19 protein-coding genes and 4 tRNA genes are annotated in these 19,946 nt (G+C 31.0%); 5 read left to right on the forward strand and 18 right to left on the reverse strand.

Going from position 1 to position 19,946, the window contains the following annotated elements:
* Nucleotides 1–5: 5 nt before the first annotated feature.
* The 14 genes from rpsG to ACTT9L_RS02685 all read right to left on the reverse strand — a co-directional run bounded on the left by rpsG (nt 6) and on the right by ACTT9L_RS02685 (nt 13,614).
* Nucleotides 6–476 carry a 30S ribosomal protein S7 gene (gene rpsG, locus ACTT9L_RS02620; protein ID WP_075485276.1) on the reverse strand — a complete coding sequence of 157 codons (471 nt, stop codon included), beginning with the start codon at nt 474–476 and terminating at the stop codon, nt 6–8.
* On the reverse strand, nt 476–847 hold the full coding sequence (gene rpsL / locus ACTT9L_RS02625; RefSeq protein WP_023853696.1) for a 30S ribosomal protein S12: 372 nt from the start codon (nt 845–847) through the stop codon (nt 476–478). The genes rpsG and rpsL overlap by 1 nt, the downstream gene beginning before the upstream one ends.
* Before the next feature lie 166 nt (nt 848–1,013).
* Nucleotides 1,014–5,192: a DNA-directed RNA polymerase subunit beta' gene (gene rpoC, locus ACTT9L_RS02630; RefSeq protein ID WP_440927801.1), complete on the reverse strand. Its 4,179-nt coding sequence runs from the start codon at nt 5,190–5,192 to the stop codon at nt 1,014–1,016.
* Entirely contained in the window at nt 5,192–9,280 is a 4,089-nt protein-coding gene (rpoB, locus tag ACTT9L_RS02635) for a DNA-directed RNA polymerase subunit beta (RefSeq protein ID WP_440927802.1), read from the reverse strand. The genes rpoC and rpoB overlap by 1 nt, the downstream gene beginning before the upstream one ends.
* Before the next feature lie 56 nt (nt 9,281–9,336).
* Nucleotides 9,337–9,702 (reverse strand): 50S ribosomal protein L7/L12, encoded by a 366-nt coding sequence (rplL, locus tag ACTT9L_RS02640; protein ID WP_145597943.1) that lies wholly within the window; start codon nt 9,700–9,702, stop codon nt 9,337–9,339.
* Between the two features lie 5 nt (nt 9,703–9,707).
* Nucleotides 9,708–10,226 carry a 50S ribosomal protein L10 gene (rplJ, locus tag ACTT9L_RS02645; RefSeq protein ID WP_440928655.1) on the reverse strand — a complete coding sequence of 173 codons (519 nt, stop codon included), beginning with the start codon at nt 10,224–10,226 and terminating at the stop codon, nt 9,708–9,710.
* A gap of 5 nt (nt 10,227–10,231) precedes the next feature.
* Nucleotides 10,232–10,921 carry a 50S ribosomal protein L1 gene (gene rplA / locus ACTT9L_RS02650; protein ID WP_440927803.1) on the reverse strand — a complete coding sequence of 230 codons (690 nt, stop codon included), beginning with the start codon at nt 10,919–10,921 and terminating at the stop codon, nt 10,232–10,234.
* Nucleotides 10,921–11,346 carry a 50S ribosomal protein L11 gene (rplK, locus tag ACTT9L_RS02655; protein ID WP_440927804.1) on the reverse strand — a complete coding sequence of 142 codons (426 nt, stop codon included), beginning with the start codon at nt 11,344–11,346 and terminating at the stop codon, nt 10,921–10,923. The genes rplA and rplK overlap by 1 nt, the downstream gene beginning before the upstream one ends.
* Complete coding sequence (gene nusG / locus ACTT9L_RS02660) at nt 11,346–11,876, reverse strand: transcription termination/antitermination protein NusG (RefSeq protein WP_023853689.1); 531 nt, start codon at nt 11,874–11,876, stop codon at nt 11,346–11,348. Before nusG ends, rplK begins: the two co-directional genes overlap by 1 nt.
* Nucleotides 11,876–12,067: a preprotein translocase subunit SecE gene (gene secE, locus ACTT9L_RS02665; protein ID WP_440927805.1), complete on the reverse strand. Its 192-nt coding sequence runs from the start codon at nt 12,065–12,067 to the stop codon at nt 11,876–11,878. The genes nusG and secE overlap by 1 nt, the downstream gene beginning before the upstream one ends.
* A gap of 17 nt (nt 12,068–12,084) precedes the next feature.
* Nucleotides 12,085–12,160, reverse strand: a tRNA-Trp gene (locus ACTT9L_RS02670).
* 10 nt (nt 12,161–12,170) lie between these two features.
* Complete coding sequence (gene tuf / locus ACTT9L_RS02675) at nt 12,171–13,361, reverse strand: elongation factor Tu (protein ID WP_440927806.1); 1,191 nt, start codon at nt 13,359–13,361, stop codon at nt 12,171–12,173.
* A gap of 48 nt (nt 13,362–13,409) precedes the next feature.
* Nucleotides 13,410–13,483: transfer RNA gene (locus tag ACTT9L_RS02680), tRNA-Gly, on the reverse strand.
* Nucleotides 13,484–13,528: 45 nt separating this feature from the next.
* Nucleotides 13,529–13,614, reverse strand: a tRNA-Tyr gene (locus tag ACTT9L_RS02685).
* 129 nt (nt 13,615–13,743) lie between these two features.
* Between ACTT9L_RS02685 and rlmB the strand changes: the two genes are divergently transcribed.
* Both rlmB and ACTT9L_RS02695 read left to right on the forward strand, forming a co-directional pair.
* Nucleotides 13,744–14,487 carry a 23S rRNA (guanosine(2251)-2'-O)-methyltransferase RlmB gene (rlmB, locus tag ACTT9L_RS02690; protein ID WP_440927807.1) on the forward strand — a complete coding sequence of 248 codons (744 nt, stop codon included), beginning with the start codon at nt 13,744–13,746 and terminating at the stop codon, nt 14,485–14,487.
* Between the two features lie 33 nt (nt 14,488–14,520).
* A tRNA-Thr gene (locus ACTT9L_RS02695) sits at nt 14,521–14,596 on the forward strand.
* Between the two features lie 125 nt (nt 14,597–14,721).
* Here the strand turns inward: ACTT9L_RS02695 and ACTT9L_RS02700 are convergent.
* Genes ACTT9L_RS02700 through ACTT9L_RS02715 form a run of 4 tightly spaced genes read right to left on the reverse strand, consistent with a single transcriptional unit; the run spans nt 14,722 to nt 17,509 of the window.
* Nucleotides 14,722–15,630, reverse strand: coding sequence for an endonuclease NucS domain-containing protein (locus ACTT9L_RS02700; RefSeq protein WP_440927808.1), 909 nt, complete (start codon nt 15,628–15,630; stop codon nt 14,722–14,724).
* A complete protein-coding gene (locus ACTT9L_RS02705) occupies nt 15,631–17,016 on the reverse strand; it encodes a DUF2130 domain-containing protein (RefSeq protein ID WP_440927809.1) in 1,386 nt (461 codons plus the stop codon).
* A 22-nt stretch (nt 17,017–17,038) separates the two neighbouring features.
* The gene (locus ACTT9L_RS02710; protein WP_440927810.1) at nt 17,039–17,239 is read right to left on the reverse strand and encodes a hypothetical protein; all 201 of its coding nucleotides are present in this window, start codon (nt 17,237–17,239) and stop codon (nt 17,039–17,041) included.
* 57 nt (nt 17,240–17,296) lie between these two features.
* Nucleotides 17,297–17,509 carry a hypothetical protein gene (locus ACTT9L_RS02715; RefSeq protein ID WP_440927811.1) on the reverse strand — a complete coding sequence of 71 codons (213 nt, stop codon included), beginning with the start codon at nt 17,507–17,509 and terminating at the stop codon, nt 17,297–17,299.
* A gap of 221 nt (nt 17,510–17,730) precedes the next feature.
* On the opposite strand from ACTT9L_RS02715, the gene ACTT9L_RS02720 reads away from it, so the two are divergent.
* The 3 genes from ACTT9L_RS02720 to ACTT9L_RS02730 are packed head-to-tail and all read left to right on the forward strand — an operon-like array spanning nt 17,731 to nt 19,943.
* The gene (locus ACTT9L_RS02720; protein ID WP_440927812.1) at nt 17,731–18,237 is read left to right on the forward strand and encodes a hypothetical protein; all 507 of its coding nucleotides are present in this window, start codon (nt 17,731–17,733) and stop codon (nt 18,235–18,237) included.
* 3 nt (nt 18,238–18,240) lie between these two features.
* Complete coding sequence (locus ACTT9L_RS02725; protein WP_440927813.1) at nt 18,241–19,089, forward strand: hypothetical protein; 849 nt, start codon at nt 18,241–18,243, stop codon at nt 19,087–19,089.
* Nucleotides 19,086–19,943 carry a hypothetical protein gene (locus ACTT9L_RS02730; RefSeq protein WP_440927814.1) on the forward strand — a complete coding sequence of 286 codons (858 nt, stop codon included), beginning with the start codon at nt 19,086–19,088 and terminating at the stop codon, nt 19,941–19,943. The genes ACTT9L_RS02725 and ACTT9L_RS02730 overlap by 4 nt, the downstream gene beginning before the upstream one ends.
* Nucleotides 19,944–19,946: the final 3 nt, after the last annotated feature.

The following is a 19,946-nucleotide window of genomic DNA, read 5'->3' on the forward strand; positions in this document are numbered from 1 at the left end:
TCTTATTACCACCTAAAATGAGCAAATGCCTTATTAGATTCTGCCATTTTATGTACATCCTCTCTTTTTTTAACAGCAGCTCCCTTTTTTTCATAAGCATCATAAAGCTCATTAAAAATTTTATCTGCCATGTGTTTATCTTTTCTTTTTCTTGCTGACTCAACTAACCATCTGATAGCTAAAGCTTGTGCTCTTTTACTTTTTACCTCAACAGGAACTTGATAAGTTGCACCACCAACTCTTCTAGACCTAACTTCTACAGTTGGTTTGATATTGTTAATTGCTTCATTGAAAATATTAATCGGTTCATCTTTAGTTTTTGTTTTAATTTTATCGATAGCGTCATAAACTATTTTAGCAGCAATACCTCTTTTACCATCATACATTATATTATTTATCAATTTAGGGATTATAGTTGATTTGAATTTTGGATCTGGAACTACATTTTTTTTGGGCTGTGTTTTTTTTCTAGACATTATTTACCTTTTTTTGTTCCGTATAAAGATCTTCTTTGTTTTCTATTTGCAACGCCCTGAGTATCTAGATTGCCTCTTAAAATATGATAACGTACGCCTGGTAAATCTTTTACCCTACCACCTCTAATCAGTACTACCGAGTGTTCTTGAAGGTTGTGACCTTCACCAGGAATGTAAGCTGTTACTTCAAATCCATTTGATAATCTCACTCTAGCAACTTTTCTTAATGCAGAGTTTGGTTTCTTTGGTGTTGTTGTATAAACTTTCACACAAACACCTCTTTTTAAAGGTTGTTTTTGTAAAGCAGGAACCTTATTCCTTGCTGCTGGTTTCACTCTTTTTTTTCTTAACAACTGATTAATAGTTGGCATAAATTTTTTTAAATTAATTAATTTATTTTTAGATGAAAATAACTGACAGGTTATTTTGTGGCAGCGTTTAGTACCGTTAGAAGCACTACATTCCAACCAAAAACATCGCCAAAATACTTAATAATAGCCCTTTGTCAAACTAAAACTGCAATTATTAGGCGATTTTTTACTGATTTATCTGTGTTTCTTCAGGTTCGGAAGCTTCTATCTTTTCTTGCTCAGTTAAGAAATTTTTATCATCCTCTAGAGCTTTATTGTTCCATCTGTTTTTAATATTACCAGTTCCTGCAGGAACTAATCTTCCAACTATTACGTTCTCTTTAAGACCGTTTAATGGGTCAACTTTTCCTTTAATTGCAGCATCTGTCAACACTCTTGTTGTTTCTTGGAACGAGGCTGCTGAAATGAAGGATTCTGTTTGAAGTGAAGCTTTAGTGATACCCATTAGGACTCTTTCACCAACAGCTGGTATTTTACCCTCTGCAACTAATTTTTCATTACTATTGTCAAACTTAATTCTATCGACAACTTCACCAGGTAAATAAGTTGAATCACCAGATACTTTAACCTCAACCTTTTTAAGCATTTGTCTTAAAATAGTCTCAATATGCTTATCATTTATGATTACACCTTGTAATCTATAAACCTCTTGAACTTGGTTAACAAAGTATTCCGTTAGTTCTTTAATGCCTAAAATTCTTAAGATATCATGTGGCAATGGTTGACCATCTAGAAGATATTCACCTTTTTGAATTTTTTCGCCAGGGTTAAAATTAATATGTTTGCCTTTTGGAATTAAATAATTTGAAGGTTCTGATCCGTCTTCAGGAACGATAGAAACTCTTTGTTTTCCTCTTACTTCTTTTCCAAATATTACACTACCGTCATTTTCTGCAATGATTGCACTATCCTTCGCCTTTCTTGCTTCAAATAACTCAGCAACTCTTGGAAGGCCTCCGGTAATATCTTTTGTTTTTGTAGTTTCCTTAGGTAATCTTGCAATTACATCACCTGCGTAAACTTTTTGACCATCTTTAACTGATAAAATCGAATCTGGTACCAAATAATATCTAGCTTCATTATCGTCAGCTTTTTTGATTACATTTCCTTTTTCATCTCTAAGAGTAATTCTAGGTTTTAAATCAGTACTTTTTGATTGGCCTCTCCAATCAATTACTGATTTAGATGAAATTCCTGTTGCATCATCAGTGGTTTCTTGAATTGATACACCATCAATTAAATCTACATAACTAGCTGTACCACTTTTCTCTGCAATAACTGGAGTTGTATATGGATCCCATTCACATATTTTAGTATTAGCTTTTACTTTATCACCGTTATTAAAAAATAATCTTGATCCATATGCAACTTTATAAACTGCAATTTGAACTCCATTATCATCCTCAATTGAAAGTTGAGTATTTCTACCCATTACAATTAAATTCTTTTTAGAGTCCTCTAATATATTTGAGTTTATAATTTTTAATGTTCCTTCATTTTTAGTTACAATTTGCGAGTCCTGTTTAACGGAAGCAGTTCCACCTACGTGGAAAGTTCTCATTGTTAACTGTGTTCCTGGTTCTCCAATTGATTGGGCAGATATCATTCCAATTGCTTCTCCAACGTGAACCATTTTACCTCTAGATAAATCTCTTCCGTAAGAAGTAGCACAAACACCTTCTTTTGAACCACAGGTCATTACTGAGTAAACTTTTATTGATTTTACCCCTGCAGCATCAATTTTATCACATCCAGCCTCATCGATCATAGTTTGTTTTTTGATTATTACTTCACCAGTTAAAGGATGTTTAACCTCATCAAATGTAATTCTACCTAGCGCTCTTTCAGATAGGCTAACTACTACATTACCACCTTCTAAAATTTCTGAAAGCTCGATAAATCCTGGGTTTTTACAGTCACAAGCTTTTTTGGTAACAGTTAAATCTTGAGCTACATCGCAAAGTCTTCTAGTTAAATATCCAGAACTAGCTGTTTTAAGTGCTGTATCTGCTAACCCTTTTCTAGCTCCATGAGTTGAATTAAAGTACTCTAAAGCAGTCAATCCCTCTTTAAAGTTTGAAATAATTGGACTTTCGATAATTTCTCCTGACGGTTTAGCAATCAAACCTCTCATACCAGCTAATTGTTTCATTTGTGCAGCAGATCCTCTGGCTCCACTGTCAGCCATCATAAATACAGAATTTATTTTCAATCCTTCATCAGTTTTTTCTGTAGCTGAAATTCCTTTCATCATTTCACCGGCAACTTTATCAGTACACTTAGACCAAGCATCAACAACTTTGTTATATTTTTCACCTCTTGTAATTAAACCTTCGGCATATTGGGTTTCATAATCTGCAATTAGTTTTTTAGTATCATCGATCAATTGAGTTTTATTTGCTGGAATTACAAGATCGTCTTTTCCAAAGGAAATTCCTGCTTTAAATGCATGTTTAAATCCTAAATCTTTAAGTTTATCACAGAAAATTACAGTTGTTTTTTGACCACAAAATCTAAATACAACATCAATTATTTCTGAAACTACTTTTTTAGGCAATAACCTATCTACTAAAGAAAACTTAATGTTGCTATTCTTAGGTAATAAATTTGCTAACAAAAATCTTCCAGCTGTAGAAGTATATTTTTCCATTTTTTTGTTACCTTGATCATCTACAGTCTCAAATCTTGAAATAATAGTGCTATGAACATTTATTTGACCAGATGATAATGCAAATTCAATTTGATCTGAATTTGTAAAGTATCCAGCTGGTTTGTCAGATATAGGTTCTTGGGACAAATAGTAAATTCCTAAAATCATATCCTGACTTGGAACGATTATTGGTTTACCGTTTGATGGAGAAAGAATATTGTTTGTAGATAACATTAAAATTCTAGCTTCTAATTGTGCTTCTAAACTTAATGGAACGTGAACTGCCATTTGGTCACCATCGAAATCAGCATTAAATGCTGCACAAGTTAAAGGATGTAATTCAATTGCATCACCTTCAATTAATTTCGGCTCAAATGCTTGAACTCCAAGTCTATGAAGTGTTGGCGCTCTATTTAAAAGCACAGGATGTTCTCTAACTATCAATTCTAAAGCATCCCAAACTGCATTAGTTTCTTTTTCAACTAATTTTTTTGCTTGTTTAATTGTTGAAGCTAAACCTAATTTATTCAATCTTGCATATAAAAATGGTTTAAATAATTCTAAAGCCATTTTTTTGGGTAAACCACACTCATGTAATTTTAAATCTGGACCAACAACAATTACTGATCTTCCTGAATAATCAACTCTTTTACCCAATAAATTTTGTCTAAATCTTCCTTGCTTACCTTTTAACATTTCAGCAAGAGATTTAAGTGGTCTCTTACCTGTGCCTGTAATTACTCTACCTCTTCTTCCGTTATCAAAGAGAGCATCAACAGACTCTTGAAGCATTCTTTTTTCATTTCGTACGATGATGTCTGGAGCTCTAAGATCCATTAATCTTTTTAATCTGTTATTTCTATTAATTACCCTTCTGTATAAATCGTTAAGATCTGAAGTAGCAAATCTTCCACCGTCTAGAGGAACTAATGGTCTTAATTCCGGCGGTATAACTGGTACAACAGTCATAATCATCCACTCAGGCTTTTGACCTGTCTCAATAAATGACTCAATTAATTTTAATCTTTTAATTGCTCTCTCTTCATTGACTTTTGATTTAGTTTCTTTAATGAAGCTAACAAGATTTTTTCTTTCTAATTCTAAATCTAAATTTTTCAGCATCTCAAGAACAGCTTCTGCTCCTATTCCCGCTGTAAAACTTTCTTCACCAAACTCATCCTGGTATTTTGCTAATTCTTCCTCGTTTAAAAGTTGATTTTTTTGTAAACCAGTTAAACCAGGCTCTATTACTATAAAGTTTTCAAAATAAAGAACTCTTTCTATTTCCTTTAATTTCATGTCTACTGCTAAAGCAATTCTGCTTGGAAGAGACTTCAAAAACCAGATATGTGCTACCGGTGTAGCAAGATTAATGTGGCCCATTCTTTCTCTTCTCACGTTTGATTTTGTAACTTCAACACCACATTTTTCACATATAATTCCTCTAAATTTCATTCGTTTATATTTACCGCATAAACACTCATAATCTTTTATTGGTCCAAAAATCCTTGCACAGAACAAACCATCTTTTTCAGGTCTAAATGTTCTATAATTAATTGTTTCAGGTTTTTTTATTTCACCAAATGTCCAAGATTTTATTTTTTCTGGGCTAGCTAGTGAAATTTTAATGCTATTAAAATTTTGAGCTTCTGAAATTTCACTGCCTTTGAATAAATCAGTTAATTCTTTTTTCATTAATTAAGCTCCACATTTAATGCTAATGATTTAATCTCTTTAACTAAAACGTTAAAAGACTCTGGTATTCCAGACTCAAAGTTTTCTTCACCTTTAACTATAGTCTCATAAACTTTAACTCTTCCTGCAACATCATCAGATTTAACAGTTAAAATTTCCTGTAATGTATATGATGCACCATATGCTTCAAGTGCCCACACTTCCATTTCCCCAAATCTTTGACCACCTAATTGGGCTTTACCACCAAGAGGTTGTTGTGTAACTAAACTGTAAGGTCCTGTAGATCTTGCGTGAATTTTATCCTCAACTAGGTGATGAAGCTTTAGCATATAGATTATTCCAACAGTAACTGGTCTATCAAATTTCTCTCCTGTTCTTCCATCCCATAAATAAGTTTGTCCAGATCCTGGTAAATTTGCCAGTTCAAGCATCTCAGTAACATTTTTTTCTTTAGCTCCGTCAAAAACAGGTGTTGAGATTGCGATACCATTTTGTAAATTTTCACAAAGATCTTTAAATTCACTCTTGCTTAATTTGTCTACTTTGTCATTGAAAATTTCTTCTCCGTAAACAGATTTTAAAAATTTTTCGATTTTTTCTGTTCTTTCAATTTTTTTATTATTTTCGTTTACTAAATTTTTAACTTGTTCACCGAATTCTTTACATGCCCAACCTAAATGTGTCTCTAAAATTTGTCCAACATTCATTCTGCTTGGAACACCGAGAGGGTTTAATACAATATCAACTGGCCTACCATCTTCTCTATACGGCATATCTTCAACGGGTACAATTTTACTTACAACTCCTTTATTTCCATGTCTTCCTGACATTTTATCGCCAGGTCTTAATCTTCTTTTTATAGCAACGAATACTTTTACCATTTTCATAACACTTGGTAACAAATCATCACCACTTCTAATTTTTAAAACTTTATCTTCAAATCTCTCTGTTATGTCTTGTTTTGCTTTATTATATTGCTCTTTTAATTGAGCTAATGTTGCTTCGTCATTTACATTTCCTACTGTAATTTTGAAGACATCATTAATTGATAGTTTATTAATAGTATCAAAATCTAACTTAGTTCCTTCTGATAAATCTTTTACTTTTTTTGTTACAGATGATCCTGACAGAAATTGTGAGGCTCTTTGTTTAATACTTCTCTCTAATATTTCTTCCTCAACAATTTTATCTTGTTGAACTTGCTCAATTTCTGCTCTTTCAATTGTTATTGATCTTTCATCTTTTTCAATTCCATGTCTATTGAATACTCTTACATCAACTACTGTTCCGCTTGATCCTCTTGACATTCTTAAAGATGTATCGGTTACATCAATAGCTTTTTCTCCAAATATTGATCTTAATAATTTTTCCTCTGGGCCTGATGCTGAGTCTCCTTTTGGAGTAACTTTACCAACTAAAATATCTCCAGCATTTACCTCTGCACCAATATAAACTATTCCTGATTCATCAAGATTTTTTAAAGCTTCCTCATTTACATTTGGTATGTCTCTTGTTATTTCTTCCTCACCAAGTTTTGTATCTCTCGCCATTATTTCGTATTCAACAATATGAACAGATGTAAATACATCATCTGTAACACATCTTTCTGAAATTAGTATTGAGTCTTCAAAGTTGTAACCTTGCCATGGCATGAAAGCTACAGTAACATTTTTACCTAAAGCAAGTTCCCCTAATTTTGTTGAAGGACCATCAGCAATAATATCTCCAGATTTAACTTTATCACCAACTCTAACTAATGGTCTTTGATTTATACAAGTATTTTGGTTTGATCTTTTAAATTTTTGAAGATTATAGATATCTACACCGGACTTACTAAAATCAGTTTCCTCTGTAACTTTTATAACAATTCTTTTACCATCTATTTTATCAACAATACCATCACGTTTAGCAACTATAGTTACTCCAGAGTCTAGAGCAACATCACTTTCAATTCCTGTACCAACAAGTGGCGACTCAGGTTTTAATAATGGAACTGCTTGCCTCATCATATTTGAACCCATTAAAGCTCTGTTTGCATCATCATTTTCTAGGAATGGAATTAATGAGGCAGCAACTGAAACTAATTGTTTTGGTGATACATCAATGTAATCAATAGAGTCAGGTTTAGCTAAAAGAAAGTTTAAATTTTGTCTACATGAAACGAGTTCTTCAGTAATTTTTCCATTTTTATCAAGTTTTGTGTTTGCTTGAGCAATAGTGAATTTTGTTTCTTCCATTGCTGACAAGTACTCAACTTTATCTTGAACAACACCGTCTTTTACTTTTTTGTATGGGCTTTCAATAAACCCATACTTATTAATTTTTGCATACGTTGATAAACTGTTAATCAAACCAATATTTGGACCTTCTGGTGTCTCAATTGGACAAATTCTTCCATAGTGAGTTGGGTGCACGTCTCTAACTTCAAAACCTGCTCTTTCTCTAGTTAATCCACCCGGACCTAATGCTGAAACTCTTCTTTTGTGAGTAATTTCAGATAATGGATTTGTTTGGTCCATAAACTGAGATAGTTGTGAACTTGCAAAAAAATCTTTCAATGAAACGGTTAATGGTTTTGCATTTATTAGATCTTGTGGCATTGCCGACTCAACATCTAAAGTTGTCATTTTTTCTTTAATAGCTCTTTCCATTCTGTAAACACCAATTCTAGCTTGGTTCTCCACTAACTCTCCTACAGAACGTACTCTTCTATTTCCTAGATGATCGATGTCATCAACATCGTCTTTTCCATCACGTAAATCTAGCATTTTATGAATTATTGCAATGATATCGTCATTTCTTAATATGGTAATTTTATCAGAACACTCTTGGTTTAATCTTGAGTTCATTTTAACTCTTCCTACATCGGATAGATCATATCTATCTGAACTAAAGAAAAGATTATTAAATATTTGAGTTGCTATCTCTATAGTTGGCGGTTCACCCGGTCTTAACATTTTATAAATTTCTGTAATAGCTTCGTCTTTAGTGTTATTTTTATCAGCTAAAATAGTTGTAAGTAGATAAGGTCCTTTATTTATAGAGTTTGTAACAGAAATTTGAAGTGCATGTATATTTGCATCTAAAATTTGTTGAATAATTGTATCATTTAGTTCAGTCCCGATTTTAAATACACCTTCTTCTTCTTCATTAACTTTTACATCTCTATGTAAAAATTTACCAAACAAGGACTCTCTTGAAACCAGTATGTCTTTAAGACCATCATTAGCTAATTTTTTTGCACTTAAAAAATTAATCTTATCACCTAATTTAATTACTACTTCACCAGTCTTAGCATCAATTACCTCTTCTGAGAAATTTTTTGCTTTGTAGTTTTCAGGGTTAAACTTTGTTTTCCACTTTTCTGTTTTTGGATCAAAATTATATTGTTCACTTTCATAGAACTCATCTATAATTTCTGATTTTGTATAACCTAAAGCTAACAATAAAGTAGATGAAAAAATCTTCTTTTTTCTGTCAATTTTAAAATATAGAAAATCTTTCACATCATACTCAAAATCTAACCACGAACCTCTATTAGGTATTACTCTACAATTAAATAAGAGTTTACCACTTGCATGAGTTTTCCCTTTATCATGATCAAAAAATACACCTGGACTTCTGTGCATTTGGTTTACTACAACTCTTTGAACACCATTAGTTATAAAAGTTCCACTATTAGTCATCATAGGCACTTCACCCATATAAACTTCTTGCTCTTTAGCTGATAAAATATCTTTTGTATTATTTTCTTGATCTATTTCATAAACTACTAATCTTAAAGTACACTTAAGAGCCGATGAATATGTAAGACCTCTTGCTATACACTCTTCAACATCGAATTTAGGTTTCTCCAATCTGTATGAAACATACTCTAGAGTTGCTTTATCGTTTAAATCTTCTATTGGGAAAATACTTTTAAATACTCTATCAAAACCTTTGGTAAGTTCTGCTGCCTCAACATTAAATTCTGTTAATTCTTTATACGAATTTTTTTGTACTTCAATTAAGTTAGGTATAGATAAACTCTCTTTTAGTTTACCAAAACTTTTTCTAATGTTTTTCTTTTCAGTAAAAGATAATTGCATCTATGTTTATAAATACTGATTAAAAATAATCAGTATTCGAATTCTTTCTATTTAATTTATTTAAGTTCTACTTTAGCGCCAGCAGCTTCTAACTTAGCTTTTATCTCTTCAGCATCTTTTTTGTTTACACCAGATTTAACTTCTTTTGGTGCTCCCTCTACAAGATCTTTAGCTTCTTTTAAACCTAATGAAGTAGCTGCTCTTACTTCCTTGATAACATTAATTTTTTTATCACCTGCAGAAACTAACATGATTGTAAAATCATCTTTATCTTCTGCTGGAGCCGCACCACCTGCTGCTGCGGGAGCTGCTGCTGCCATTGGAGTTACACCCCATTTTTCTTCTAATTGTTTTGAAAGTTCTGCTGCCTCTGCAACAGTCAAACTTGATAAGTCTTCAATAATTTTGTTTAGGTCAGGCATATGTATTACTCTTTGGGTTGTGTTTCAGAATTTTCTGCGGTCAAACTACTCATTTTTTCTGAATGTGCAAGCAAAATACTAATTAATTTAGATGCAGAAGCGTTCAAAATACCCACAATATTGGCTCTTGCTTCATCTAATGTAGGTAAACTAGCTACATTTTGGACACCGGCCGAATCTAAAACCTCATTATCCATTATTCCACCAATTAATTTTAAGTTTTCGTTATCTTTTGCAAATTTTGAAAGTATCCTAGCGGACATTATAGCGTCTTCACCAAATGCAACTGCGGTAGGTCCAGTAAATAAATTTGATAAATCTTTACACTTTGTTTTTTCTAAGGCTAATTTTGTGATTCTATTTTTTGTTATTTTGAAAATGATACCATGTTCTCTCATTTTTGCTCTCAATTCATCTAATTGATTCATGGTTAAACCTTGGTAATGGGTAACCATAATAGCTTTGCTGTTCTCAAACTTACTAGTCATCTCTTCAATATAATTTTTCTTTTGTTCTTTATTCATCATAACTATATCGATTTCCCTAATTTAACTTTATATGAAACACCCATTGTTGATGTAGCAAATACACTTCTAATTAAATCACCTTTTAATGTGTTGTTTGATTTTTCTTTTTCTAAAGCATCTAAAATTGCATTGTAATTTTTTAGTAATTGATCATCACTAAAGGATTTTTTACCAATACTAACTCCAATGTTTCCATCTTTATCATTTCTAATTTCTACTTGACCAGATTTAGCATTAGTAACAGCTTCTTTAATATTTTCAGAAACCGAACCTAGTTTAGGATTTGGCATTAAACCTTTTGGTCCTAAAACTTTTCCTAATTTAGAAAGTTTAATCATCATTCCAGGAGTACAAATTAATTTTTCAAAATTTAATTCTCCACCTTTAATTCTTTCAACAAATTCATCACCACCCACAATATCTGCTCCAGCATCTTTTGCATCTTGAGCTTTATTATCTTCACAAACTACAGCAACTTTAACTTTCTTACCTGTGCCCCCTGGTAAATTAACTACTGTTCTAATATTAACTTCGCTTTTCTTTTGTTTGTTATTAATTTGAAAACTTAAGTCTAAAGACTCATCAAATTTAGTTGTGCAATTTTTCTTAAGTTCAGGTAATAATTTTTCAATAAACTCTGCACTTAAGTCCTTAGTCTTTTCAGGTAATTTTTTATATCTTTTGGATGTCATTATTCTTTTACCTCAATACCCATTGATCTAGCTGATCCAGCAATAATTTTTATAGCTTCTTCAACATCGTGAGCATTTAAATCATTCATTTTTTCTTTTGCTATACTCTCTAATTGTTTTTTAGATATTGAAGCAACAATATTTCTTCCAGGTTCTTTAGATCCACCTTTTAGTTTTACTGCTTCTTTAATATAAAATGATGCTGGAGGCGATTTAATTTTAAAATCAAATTTTTTGTCTTTATAAACTGTAATTTCAACTGGCACAGGTTTGCCTGCCATTGATTTTGTTTTGTCATTAAACGCTTTACAAAATTCCATTATATTTACACCACGTTGGCCTAATGCAGGACCAACTGGTGGAGCTGGATTGGCTTGACCACCTTTAATTTGTAATTTTATAAATCCACTTATTTCTTTTGCCATTAACTTACCTTTTCAACCTGGTTATATTCTAAATCTACAGGTGTTGGACGACCAAATATAGAAACTGACACCTTAAGTCTAGCTTTTTCTTCATCAATTTCTTCAATCATTCCAGTAAATGATGCAAATGGACCATCTACAACCTGAACTTTTTCACCTACACTGTAATCTACTCCAGATTTTGGTTGAGCAACACCATCTTTGATCTGACCTAAAATCTTTTCTACTTCTTTATCTGAAACTGGAACCGGAATACCTTTTGTACCCAAGAAACCACTGACCCTCTTTATATTCTTAATCATGTGATAAATATTATTATCCATCTCGCTCTTTATTAATACATATCCAGGAAAGTATTTCTTTTTTCTTTGAATTCTTTTACCTCTTTTCACTTCAGTAACATCATGGGTAGGTACAATAATCTCCTCAAATTTATCGGCAATTTTAGCTTTATCTGCCTCCTCTTTAATTAAAGAGGCTACTTTATTCTCAAAACTAGAATGTGACTGAACAATGTACCAATTTTTCATTAAATACTCACTTTAAGTAAAAGTTCTAAGAAAAATTTTAAAACCTGATCTAAAAGAAGGAAAAATAAAGACATAACAACTGCCATTACAAATACCATTAAAGCACCTTGCAATGTCTCTTTCCAAGTTGGCCAAGTAATCTTAAAAGCCTCTTGTTTGACTTCCTGTATAAATTTAATCGGGTTTCTCATAATTTATAAGCTCAAATTGGCAGGAGCGGAGGGACTCGAACCCTCAGCCTCCGGTTTTGGAGACCGGCGCTCTACCAATTGAGCTACACTCCTATTTATAGAGTTACTCTATAATTTTAGTTACTACTCCTGCTCCAACAGTTCTTCCACCTTCTCTAATAGCAAAATTTAATTTCTCTGCCATAGCAATTGGTGTAATTAGTTTAACAGTAAATTTAGCATCATCACCTGGCATAACCATTTCAGTGCCAGCTGGTAACTCCACTTCACCTGTAACGTCTGTTGTTCTAAAATAAAACTGCGGTCTGTATTTTGTAAAGAAAGGTGTGTGTCTTCCACCCTCATCTTTTTTAAGTACATAAGCCTGGGCTTCAAATTTAGTATGTGGAGTAATTGAAGCAGGTTTACAAAGAACTTGACCTCTTTCGATATCAGTTCTTTCAATACCTCTCAATAAAATTCCAACATTATCCCCAGCTTCACCAGAATCTAAAAGTTTTCTAAACATCTCAACTCCAGTACAAACTGATTTTTTAGTTTCTCTAATTCCTACTATCTCAACTTCCTCACCAGTTTTAATTACACCTGACTCAACTCTACCAGTTGCAACTGTTCCTCTTCCTGAAATTGAGAATACATCCTCAACAGGCATTAAGAATGGTTTATCAACCTCTCTAGCTGGCTGTGGAATATGTTCATCAACAGCTTTCATTAATTCTAAAATTGAATTTTTTCCAATTTCATCATCTCTCTTTTCAACTGCTGCTAAAGCTGAACCTTTGACGATTGGTGTTTTGTCACCAGGATATTTGTAAGATGTTAAAAGTTCTCTAATTTCTTCTTCCACAAGATCAATCATTTCCTTGTCATCAACTTGGTCAACTTTATTTAGGTATACGACAATTGCAGGTATACCAACCTGTCTTCCTAATAGAATATGCTCTCGTGTTTGTGGCATAGGACCATCAGCTGCGTTAACTACTAGAATTGCTCCATCCATTTGTGCGGCTCCTGTGATCATGTTTTTTACATAATCAGCATGACCAGGACAGTCTACGTGAGCATAGTGTCTTTTTTCAGTTTCATACTCAACGTGTGCTGTTGAAATTGTTATACCCCTCTCTTTTTCTTCTGGTGCTTTATCAATTTGATCATAAGCAACTGCTGTTCCACCACCTGCTTCTGCTAGCACATTTGTAATAGCGGCAGTAAGAGTTGTTTTACCATGGTCTACATGACCAATAGTCCCAATGTTACAGTGGGGTTTATTTCTTACAAATTTTTCTTTTGACATTACTTTTATACCTCAGTTTATTTGTTTTTATTTATAATTTCATTTTCTTGGAGCGGGTAAAGGGAATCGAACCCTTACATCCAGCTTGGAAGGCTAGCGTTCTACCATTGAACTACACCCGCACAACCCCAAGAGTAACACTCCATGTTATTTAAAAAATTATTAAATGGTGGAGGGGGAAAGATTCGAACTTTCGAAGACCGAAGTCAACGGGTTTACAGCCCGCCCCATTTGACCGCTCTGGAACCCCTCCTTTGGGGAAGTGTCCCCTTGTTCAATAAAGCTTCAAATAACATGCGTTTTATATATTTTATTTATGCAAATGCAACACGTGATTTAATAGTAAAATATTAAAAAAACCGTATAAAACGGTAAGTAATTTATGAATAAATCGACATTTTTTATTGTTGGTCAACATGCGGTTATTGAGGCTCTTAAAAATCCTAAAAGAAAGGTTTTAAAAGTCTTTTTGACTGAAGAGGCAAAGAAAAATATTCACAGAAAAAACCAAAATAAAAATATTCTAGAAGATGTAAAGGTTTACTTCAAATCCAAAAAGGAATTAGACAAATATACTTCGAAAGAACAATTAATGCATAATGGTTATGTTGCAGAGATTGAACATTTGGATCAAATGGATCTAAAACAATTCATTAAAGGAAAAAATAATTTAACATTTGTCTGCCTTGATGAAGTTACCGATTCAAGAAATATTGGATCATTAATAAGAAGTGCAGCATCATTCGACATTGATGGATTAATAATTAAGGAAAGACATTTTCCAAGAGATAGTAAATTGATGTATAAGTCAGCAAGTGGATGTATGGAGCACGTTAATATATTCCAAGTATCCAACATCAATTCTACACTTAAAAATTTAAGAGAAAAAAACTTCTGGGTTTATGGTTTCGATGCAAAAGGTCAAAAAGATTTTACAGATATAAAATGGGAGGGAAATAATATTCTTCTATTTGGTTCTGAAGGATTTGGTATGAGACAGCATACAGGAAAATATGTAGATTTTTTTGTTAAAATTAATATTAATGAGGATATTGAAAGTTTAAATATCTCAAATAGTGCAGCAATTGTCTTTCATCACATAAGTTATTTAAAAAAAAAGAGTTGATTATTTAACAAATAATTAATAATTATTGCGCATGCCCTTGTAGCTCAGCTGGTAGAGCAATTGATTTGTAATCAATAGGTCCGCGGTTCGAATCCGTGCGGGGGCACCACTAAAATCTCATTTATTTTCAACAAACATAATAATTTCCTTAACTTTTTTAAAAACAAAAAATCGTTGAATAATAATATAGAATGGAAGGAAGAAGAACTGACTGTAGTCTTTTTGTAGTCTTTGCTAAAAAGAACTTAATTTGAAAGATACTTCATATTTCATAAATTTTATATTTGGTGCAACAGATAATGCATCTCTTAAATTCTTATCATCCTCTAATGCAATGATAAGTCCCTTAACATCTTTATCACCAGCTAAATTATTTTTAATATGCCCCATATATCTTTGGATCTGACCCATAACTACATCACTAGCTCTACCCTTCTTTAATTCTATAACTAAAAATTCTTTTTTATCTTTACTAATTGCTAAAATATCTAAAGGACCAGATCCTGTTGAATATTGAGTACAAAGTTTGTTGTTTTCTTTATGAATATCATAATCTTTATTCAACTCTATATTGGTCCAATTTCTAATAATATAATCCTCAAGATGTTTTTCTAATAAAAAAGAAGATTTAGTAACTGAATTATTTTCAATTGAATAATCTTTTTCATTATTAACATTAGTTTGATTTTGAATAGGAATTATCTCACCAGAATCTTCAACAGTTAATTTTAATTCTATAGTTTCTACCTCTTTTTTATTTCCATCTAAACAAAGAACACCATCCTTAAAACTAACAACTTTTCCAATACCTAGATAAGTGAATTGGGGATCTTTATTATCCCAACGCGCAAAAAAATGTGGCGTCATTTCACCGGATAATAACTTTTGAAAAGTTGGTTGTTGAGAATGAGATCTTGGTTTCCCGTACCATACAATAACTCCTTTTGAATGATCATAATGATTATCAAAATCATGTTCTGTTGTTCCTGGCACACCAATATTCATAAAGATTATTAAATTATCTTCTACACGCACATAACCTGTATCCCAATCACCACCGGCAGGTCTGCCTTTGTCAGGAAAGCAAACCCAACCAATATCTTTTCTTGAATATTTTGAACCTTTTTTAAATTCCAATTTCACTTATTTTTTCTCTTCAATTTGAATTATACAATCTGGTCCAACTTTAAGTGTAAAAGATTTTATCATATCTCTAAAGTCTTCTTCCATATCAAGCATAGCTCTTTCCTTATTAGCAATACTATTTTCAAAAAACTTTTTTTCTTTTCCCATAAGATCATTCATTTTAATCATTGATTGATACAAATTTCTTACAGGTAATTGAAATGATGGTCCCATTATATGATCCCAAAGCCTTTTCATCATTTTTGGTGCATCAAAATCTTTCTTAGATTTATGTTCATTTATCAAATTAGTTTTAATAAAACTTACTAGCATATGAATTATTGGATAATTCATTGGAATTATAATAATTCTTTTGCCATGTCTTTCAACATAGCCATCATGTTGTTTATTATAGTCTTTTGGCATAGCTGTAGTAATTAAAACACCATAATTGATATTTTTATCTTTCATATCACTTAATAGTTTGCTTACCCATTCTTCTTTAAAAGTTTTGTGATCTTTGCTTTCAAAGTAAATCTGTGCAAGTTTTTCTTGATCTTTATTATTGATTGTAAGTATACAATCTGCACCTTTAGCTCCCTTTTTAACTTCTTCTACAGTATCGTACGGAAATTTACTTCTAAGGTAATCTTCAATTAGCTCTTCTTGAACTTCACCTTGAACTTCCATCGATTTTTGCTTTAGTTGTTTAGACATTTCATCAATTTTTACTTGAGTACGCCTTTTTTCTATTTCTCTTTCTTTGTCTTTTTTAGCCATCAGATCTTTAAGTTTTTGAACATCGTTTTCAGATTTTTCTTTAATTTTTTGTTCAATAACTTTTTCTTTTTGTTTAAGATCTGCAATTAACTTAGCTTCAATTTGTTTTTTATTCTTCTCAGCTTGTGCAACTTTATTTTGAAGATCCATAAGCTCTTTTTTTTGCTTATTTTCCCTAATTAGAGATTTCTCTTTTAACTGTTTTTCTATTTCTTTTTCCTTAAGCTTTAAACTAGCAATTAATTTAGATTCTGCGTCTTTAGAGCTTTTCTCCATTGCTTTTTCTTTAGCCTTAAGTTTATCTTCAATTGCTTTTTCTTTTTGCTTTAAAGTTGCTGTCATCTTTAATTCAGTCTCTTTTCTGTTCTTTTCGGCCTCTAAAACTTTAGACTGCAATTCCTGAACTTTAGCTTTACTTTCATTTTGTACTTTTAATGAAAGTTCTTTCTCTAAATTTTTTTCTTTTAGCTTGAAATCAAGATTAAATTTTTCTTTTAAAAGTTTTTCCTTAACCTTTATTTCCTCTTGGTACTCTTTTTCTTTACTCTTTAAATGATTCTGTAATGCCTGATCTGCAGAAAAAGTTTCGTTACAATTTGGGCAAGTTATTTTTAATTGGTTCATTTTATCTCCTTCAATTGTTTGTTTAATTTAGAGTTAAATCCTCCTCAGAATTCCACTCGTGAGTTTTGTGTTGTATTTCTTTCATTTTACTTTTAGCTAAATACTCAATTGTTTTACTTATTGTTAAATCTGCATGAACAATATTGCCTTTTCTAAGCCAATCTAAAATTTCATGAGTATCTCTTGGTACGCTTACTGATTTATATTTGTTTGGATCTGCCATATTTCTCCTTTGTTAAATTAAAATCCCCTGCATAAAACAGGGGATATTGTTGATGATTTATTCACTTTTATTTCCCAAGTTTAAAAACATTGCTCCAACCAAACCTGCAGCAAGCGGTGTGAATTGAGACAAAGGTCCAAGGAAAGCAGTTAGATTTGTGCCCATCCAAGACATAGCAAAATCGACAATTGCAAATCCTATTAATAGTATTCCTATAATTTCAAATACTCCGTAATCATTTGTTTTTTCTTGTACTTTTATTTTCTTCATTTTCTCCTCTTTGTTAGTGTTTATGATCAAGAGGAATTCACAAATTGCAGAAAGGAGGTTAAGAACTATAATTTAACCAAAGATCAATTTGCTTACTTCCTCTTAATCTTTTGTGTGTTCAATAAAATCAAACACACCCTATTTATAGTGATTTTAAAATGGTTTACCCGTAGGTTAACTTTTGACTTTGCCTACGGATGAATTTCTAATAATCTAAATTTATGAGTAAAAGAAAGGGCTATCCAAGAAAACCATATTCATTTGAAAGAGTTTTAAAAGATTTAGCTGACGATATTGGTTACGATAATATTGAAACTGTTATAGAAAAAAAAAGAAAAGCTATTGAACATATCTCAAACCCTAATTTCAAAGATCGGCAACTTCATATACAAGATGGGTTGGAATTAGATATTCATTGTAAAAGGATTGGTAAAGGAACCCCTTTTCTTACAGCTTATGAAACCTTACTTAGAAAAGAAATTGCCAATAGAAAAGATCACGATACTAGTGACGAAATAATCAATAATTTACTTAGGTTAGGTGAGTCTATAGGTGATGTAATGGAAGAAACTAGAAAAGCATTAGACGATGATAAGGTTGATGAAGATGAAAAAGAACAAATTTCTATTGAGGTTATTGAATTAGAAAAAAAAATTGCTGAACTTAAGCTAAAATTAAATTTAGGTGAAAAAACAAACTATAAAATTCAAAATAAAAGAGAACCTTAATCAATGCGTTATAGGTTTTTATTTAATTTTCTAAAAATTTCACTAGTTACAAAAGGAATAAATAAAATAAATATTTTTTTAAATCTTGCAATTTTTTTAAGCATCTTCGCTATCTCAAGTACTCTCATATCTATATATTATGAATCAAAAATTACTGATATCGAAAAAAAAATCGCAAAAAATGATACGACATTAGACGTTCTGTCAGCGAGCACACTATCAATTCCAACTAAAGTTTTAGGTTTAGAGAATATATCAAATGATATTAAAAAAAATAATGACATCATAAATTATTTTTTTTATTCAAAAGTAGGACAATTATTTGATGAATATGAATTGTATTATCGTCCAGTGATTCATCTTAGTAATTATTTATCTAGTGGTTTTACGGCTATTAAAAATTTTGAGGATTTTATTAATATTAAAGATGATGCAATGCTTAAAAATGTTGATGAGAAAGTATTTGAAGATTTAAAGCAAAACTCAAGAAACCAAGAAGAATTTTTAAAAATTAGAAATAAAATTGATAATGATCATAAAGAATTTAAACTAGACAGAGGTATTAAGGTAATTAAACCTGAAAGTTTAAAAAATTATCAAAATTACTATGACACTTTTATTATATATATAAATGATCAGCTTCATCATTATTCAATAATATCTGGAACGTTACAAAAAATTTATAATAATATAAAAAACGATAATCTTAAAAATTTTGAAGAAATATCGAAGAATTCAAAAGAGTCTAAAAAATTCATTATATTTGCTTTTTTCTTTCAATTAATAATTTTTATTATTGTACAGGCAATGGAAATAATAACTACCAGAAGGGAAATACAAAAAATCAAATGACTTTAAATGTAAGAATTCTAGGTTTAATTATTCTAGTAGGTTTATTTACTGTATCATCTTTTATTTTCGATCAGATGGTTATTTATTCTGAAGATAAAATCAGAGAAAAAAACTTCTTATATAAAAGATCATTTAATAATTATTTATCTAGCAAAAATGTAATGTTTACTACAAGAGATTTAATGACAAGGATTCAAGTGAAAAAAAATTTTTTTGAGGATAGACAATCCTTTTTGCAGGATGCTGTATCAGTATTATTTAATGATAATCTAATTAAATCAACATTTGATGAAAATGTTGGAAAAAATTATTTCAAAAATCTTAAAACAATTTTTACATCAAGATATCAAACACTGGGATATGATATTTTAAAAGAATGCGATCTAGCATACAGTTTTTTTAAAGGAATACAGGTAAGAAAATTTGATCTTAATATCCATGAAGATGAAAAGACAATAAAAGCAATTAAAGGATTAAATAAAATAAATTTAGAAAACTCATTAAAAACTCATGATCATTTTACCAAAAAACTGGATATAGAAAGAAAAAAAATTCTATCTGTAGACTATGGCATTTCTAATATTGACGAATTCTATCTCATTAGAAAAATGTACACTGATTTATTAAATTATTATTTTTTACACTATGGATACTTAGAAAAAATAAATGATGCACATAGGGTAACTTTCAATTTTTATTTTAAAGAATCTTCACGTTTTTTAGATGAAAAAAGTAAGCACGAAAGACAAAAAAATTATTTTATTTTATTTGGTGTTTTATCTCAAATTTTAAGTCTTTTTTTCCTAATATTTCTTTTTAAAACTTTAATGTTTTTAGCAAATAAAAAATCATAAAAA

It is taken from the genome of Candidatus Pelagibacter sp. (genome assembly GCF_052049675.1).
Classification (GTDB): Bacteria; Pseudomonadota; Alphaproteobacteria; order Pelagibacterales; family Pelagibacteraceae; genus Pelagibacter.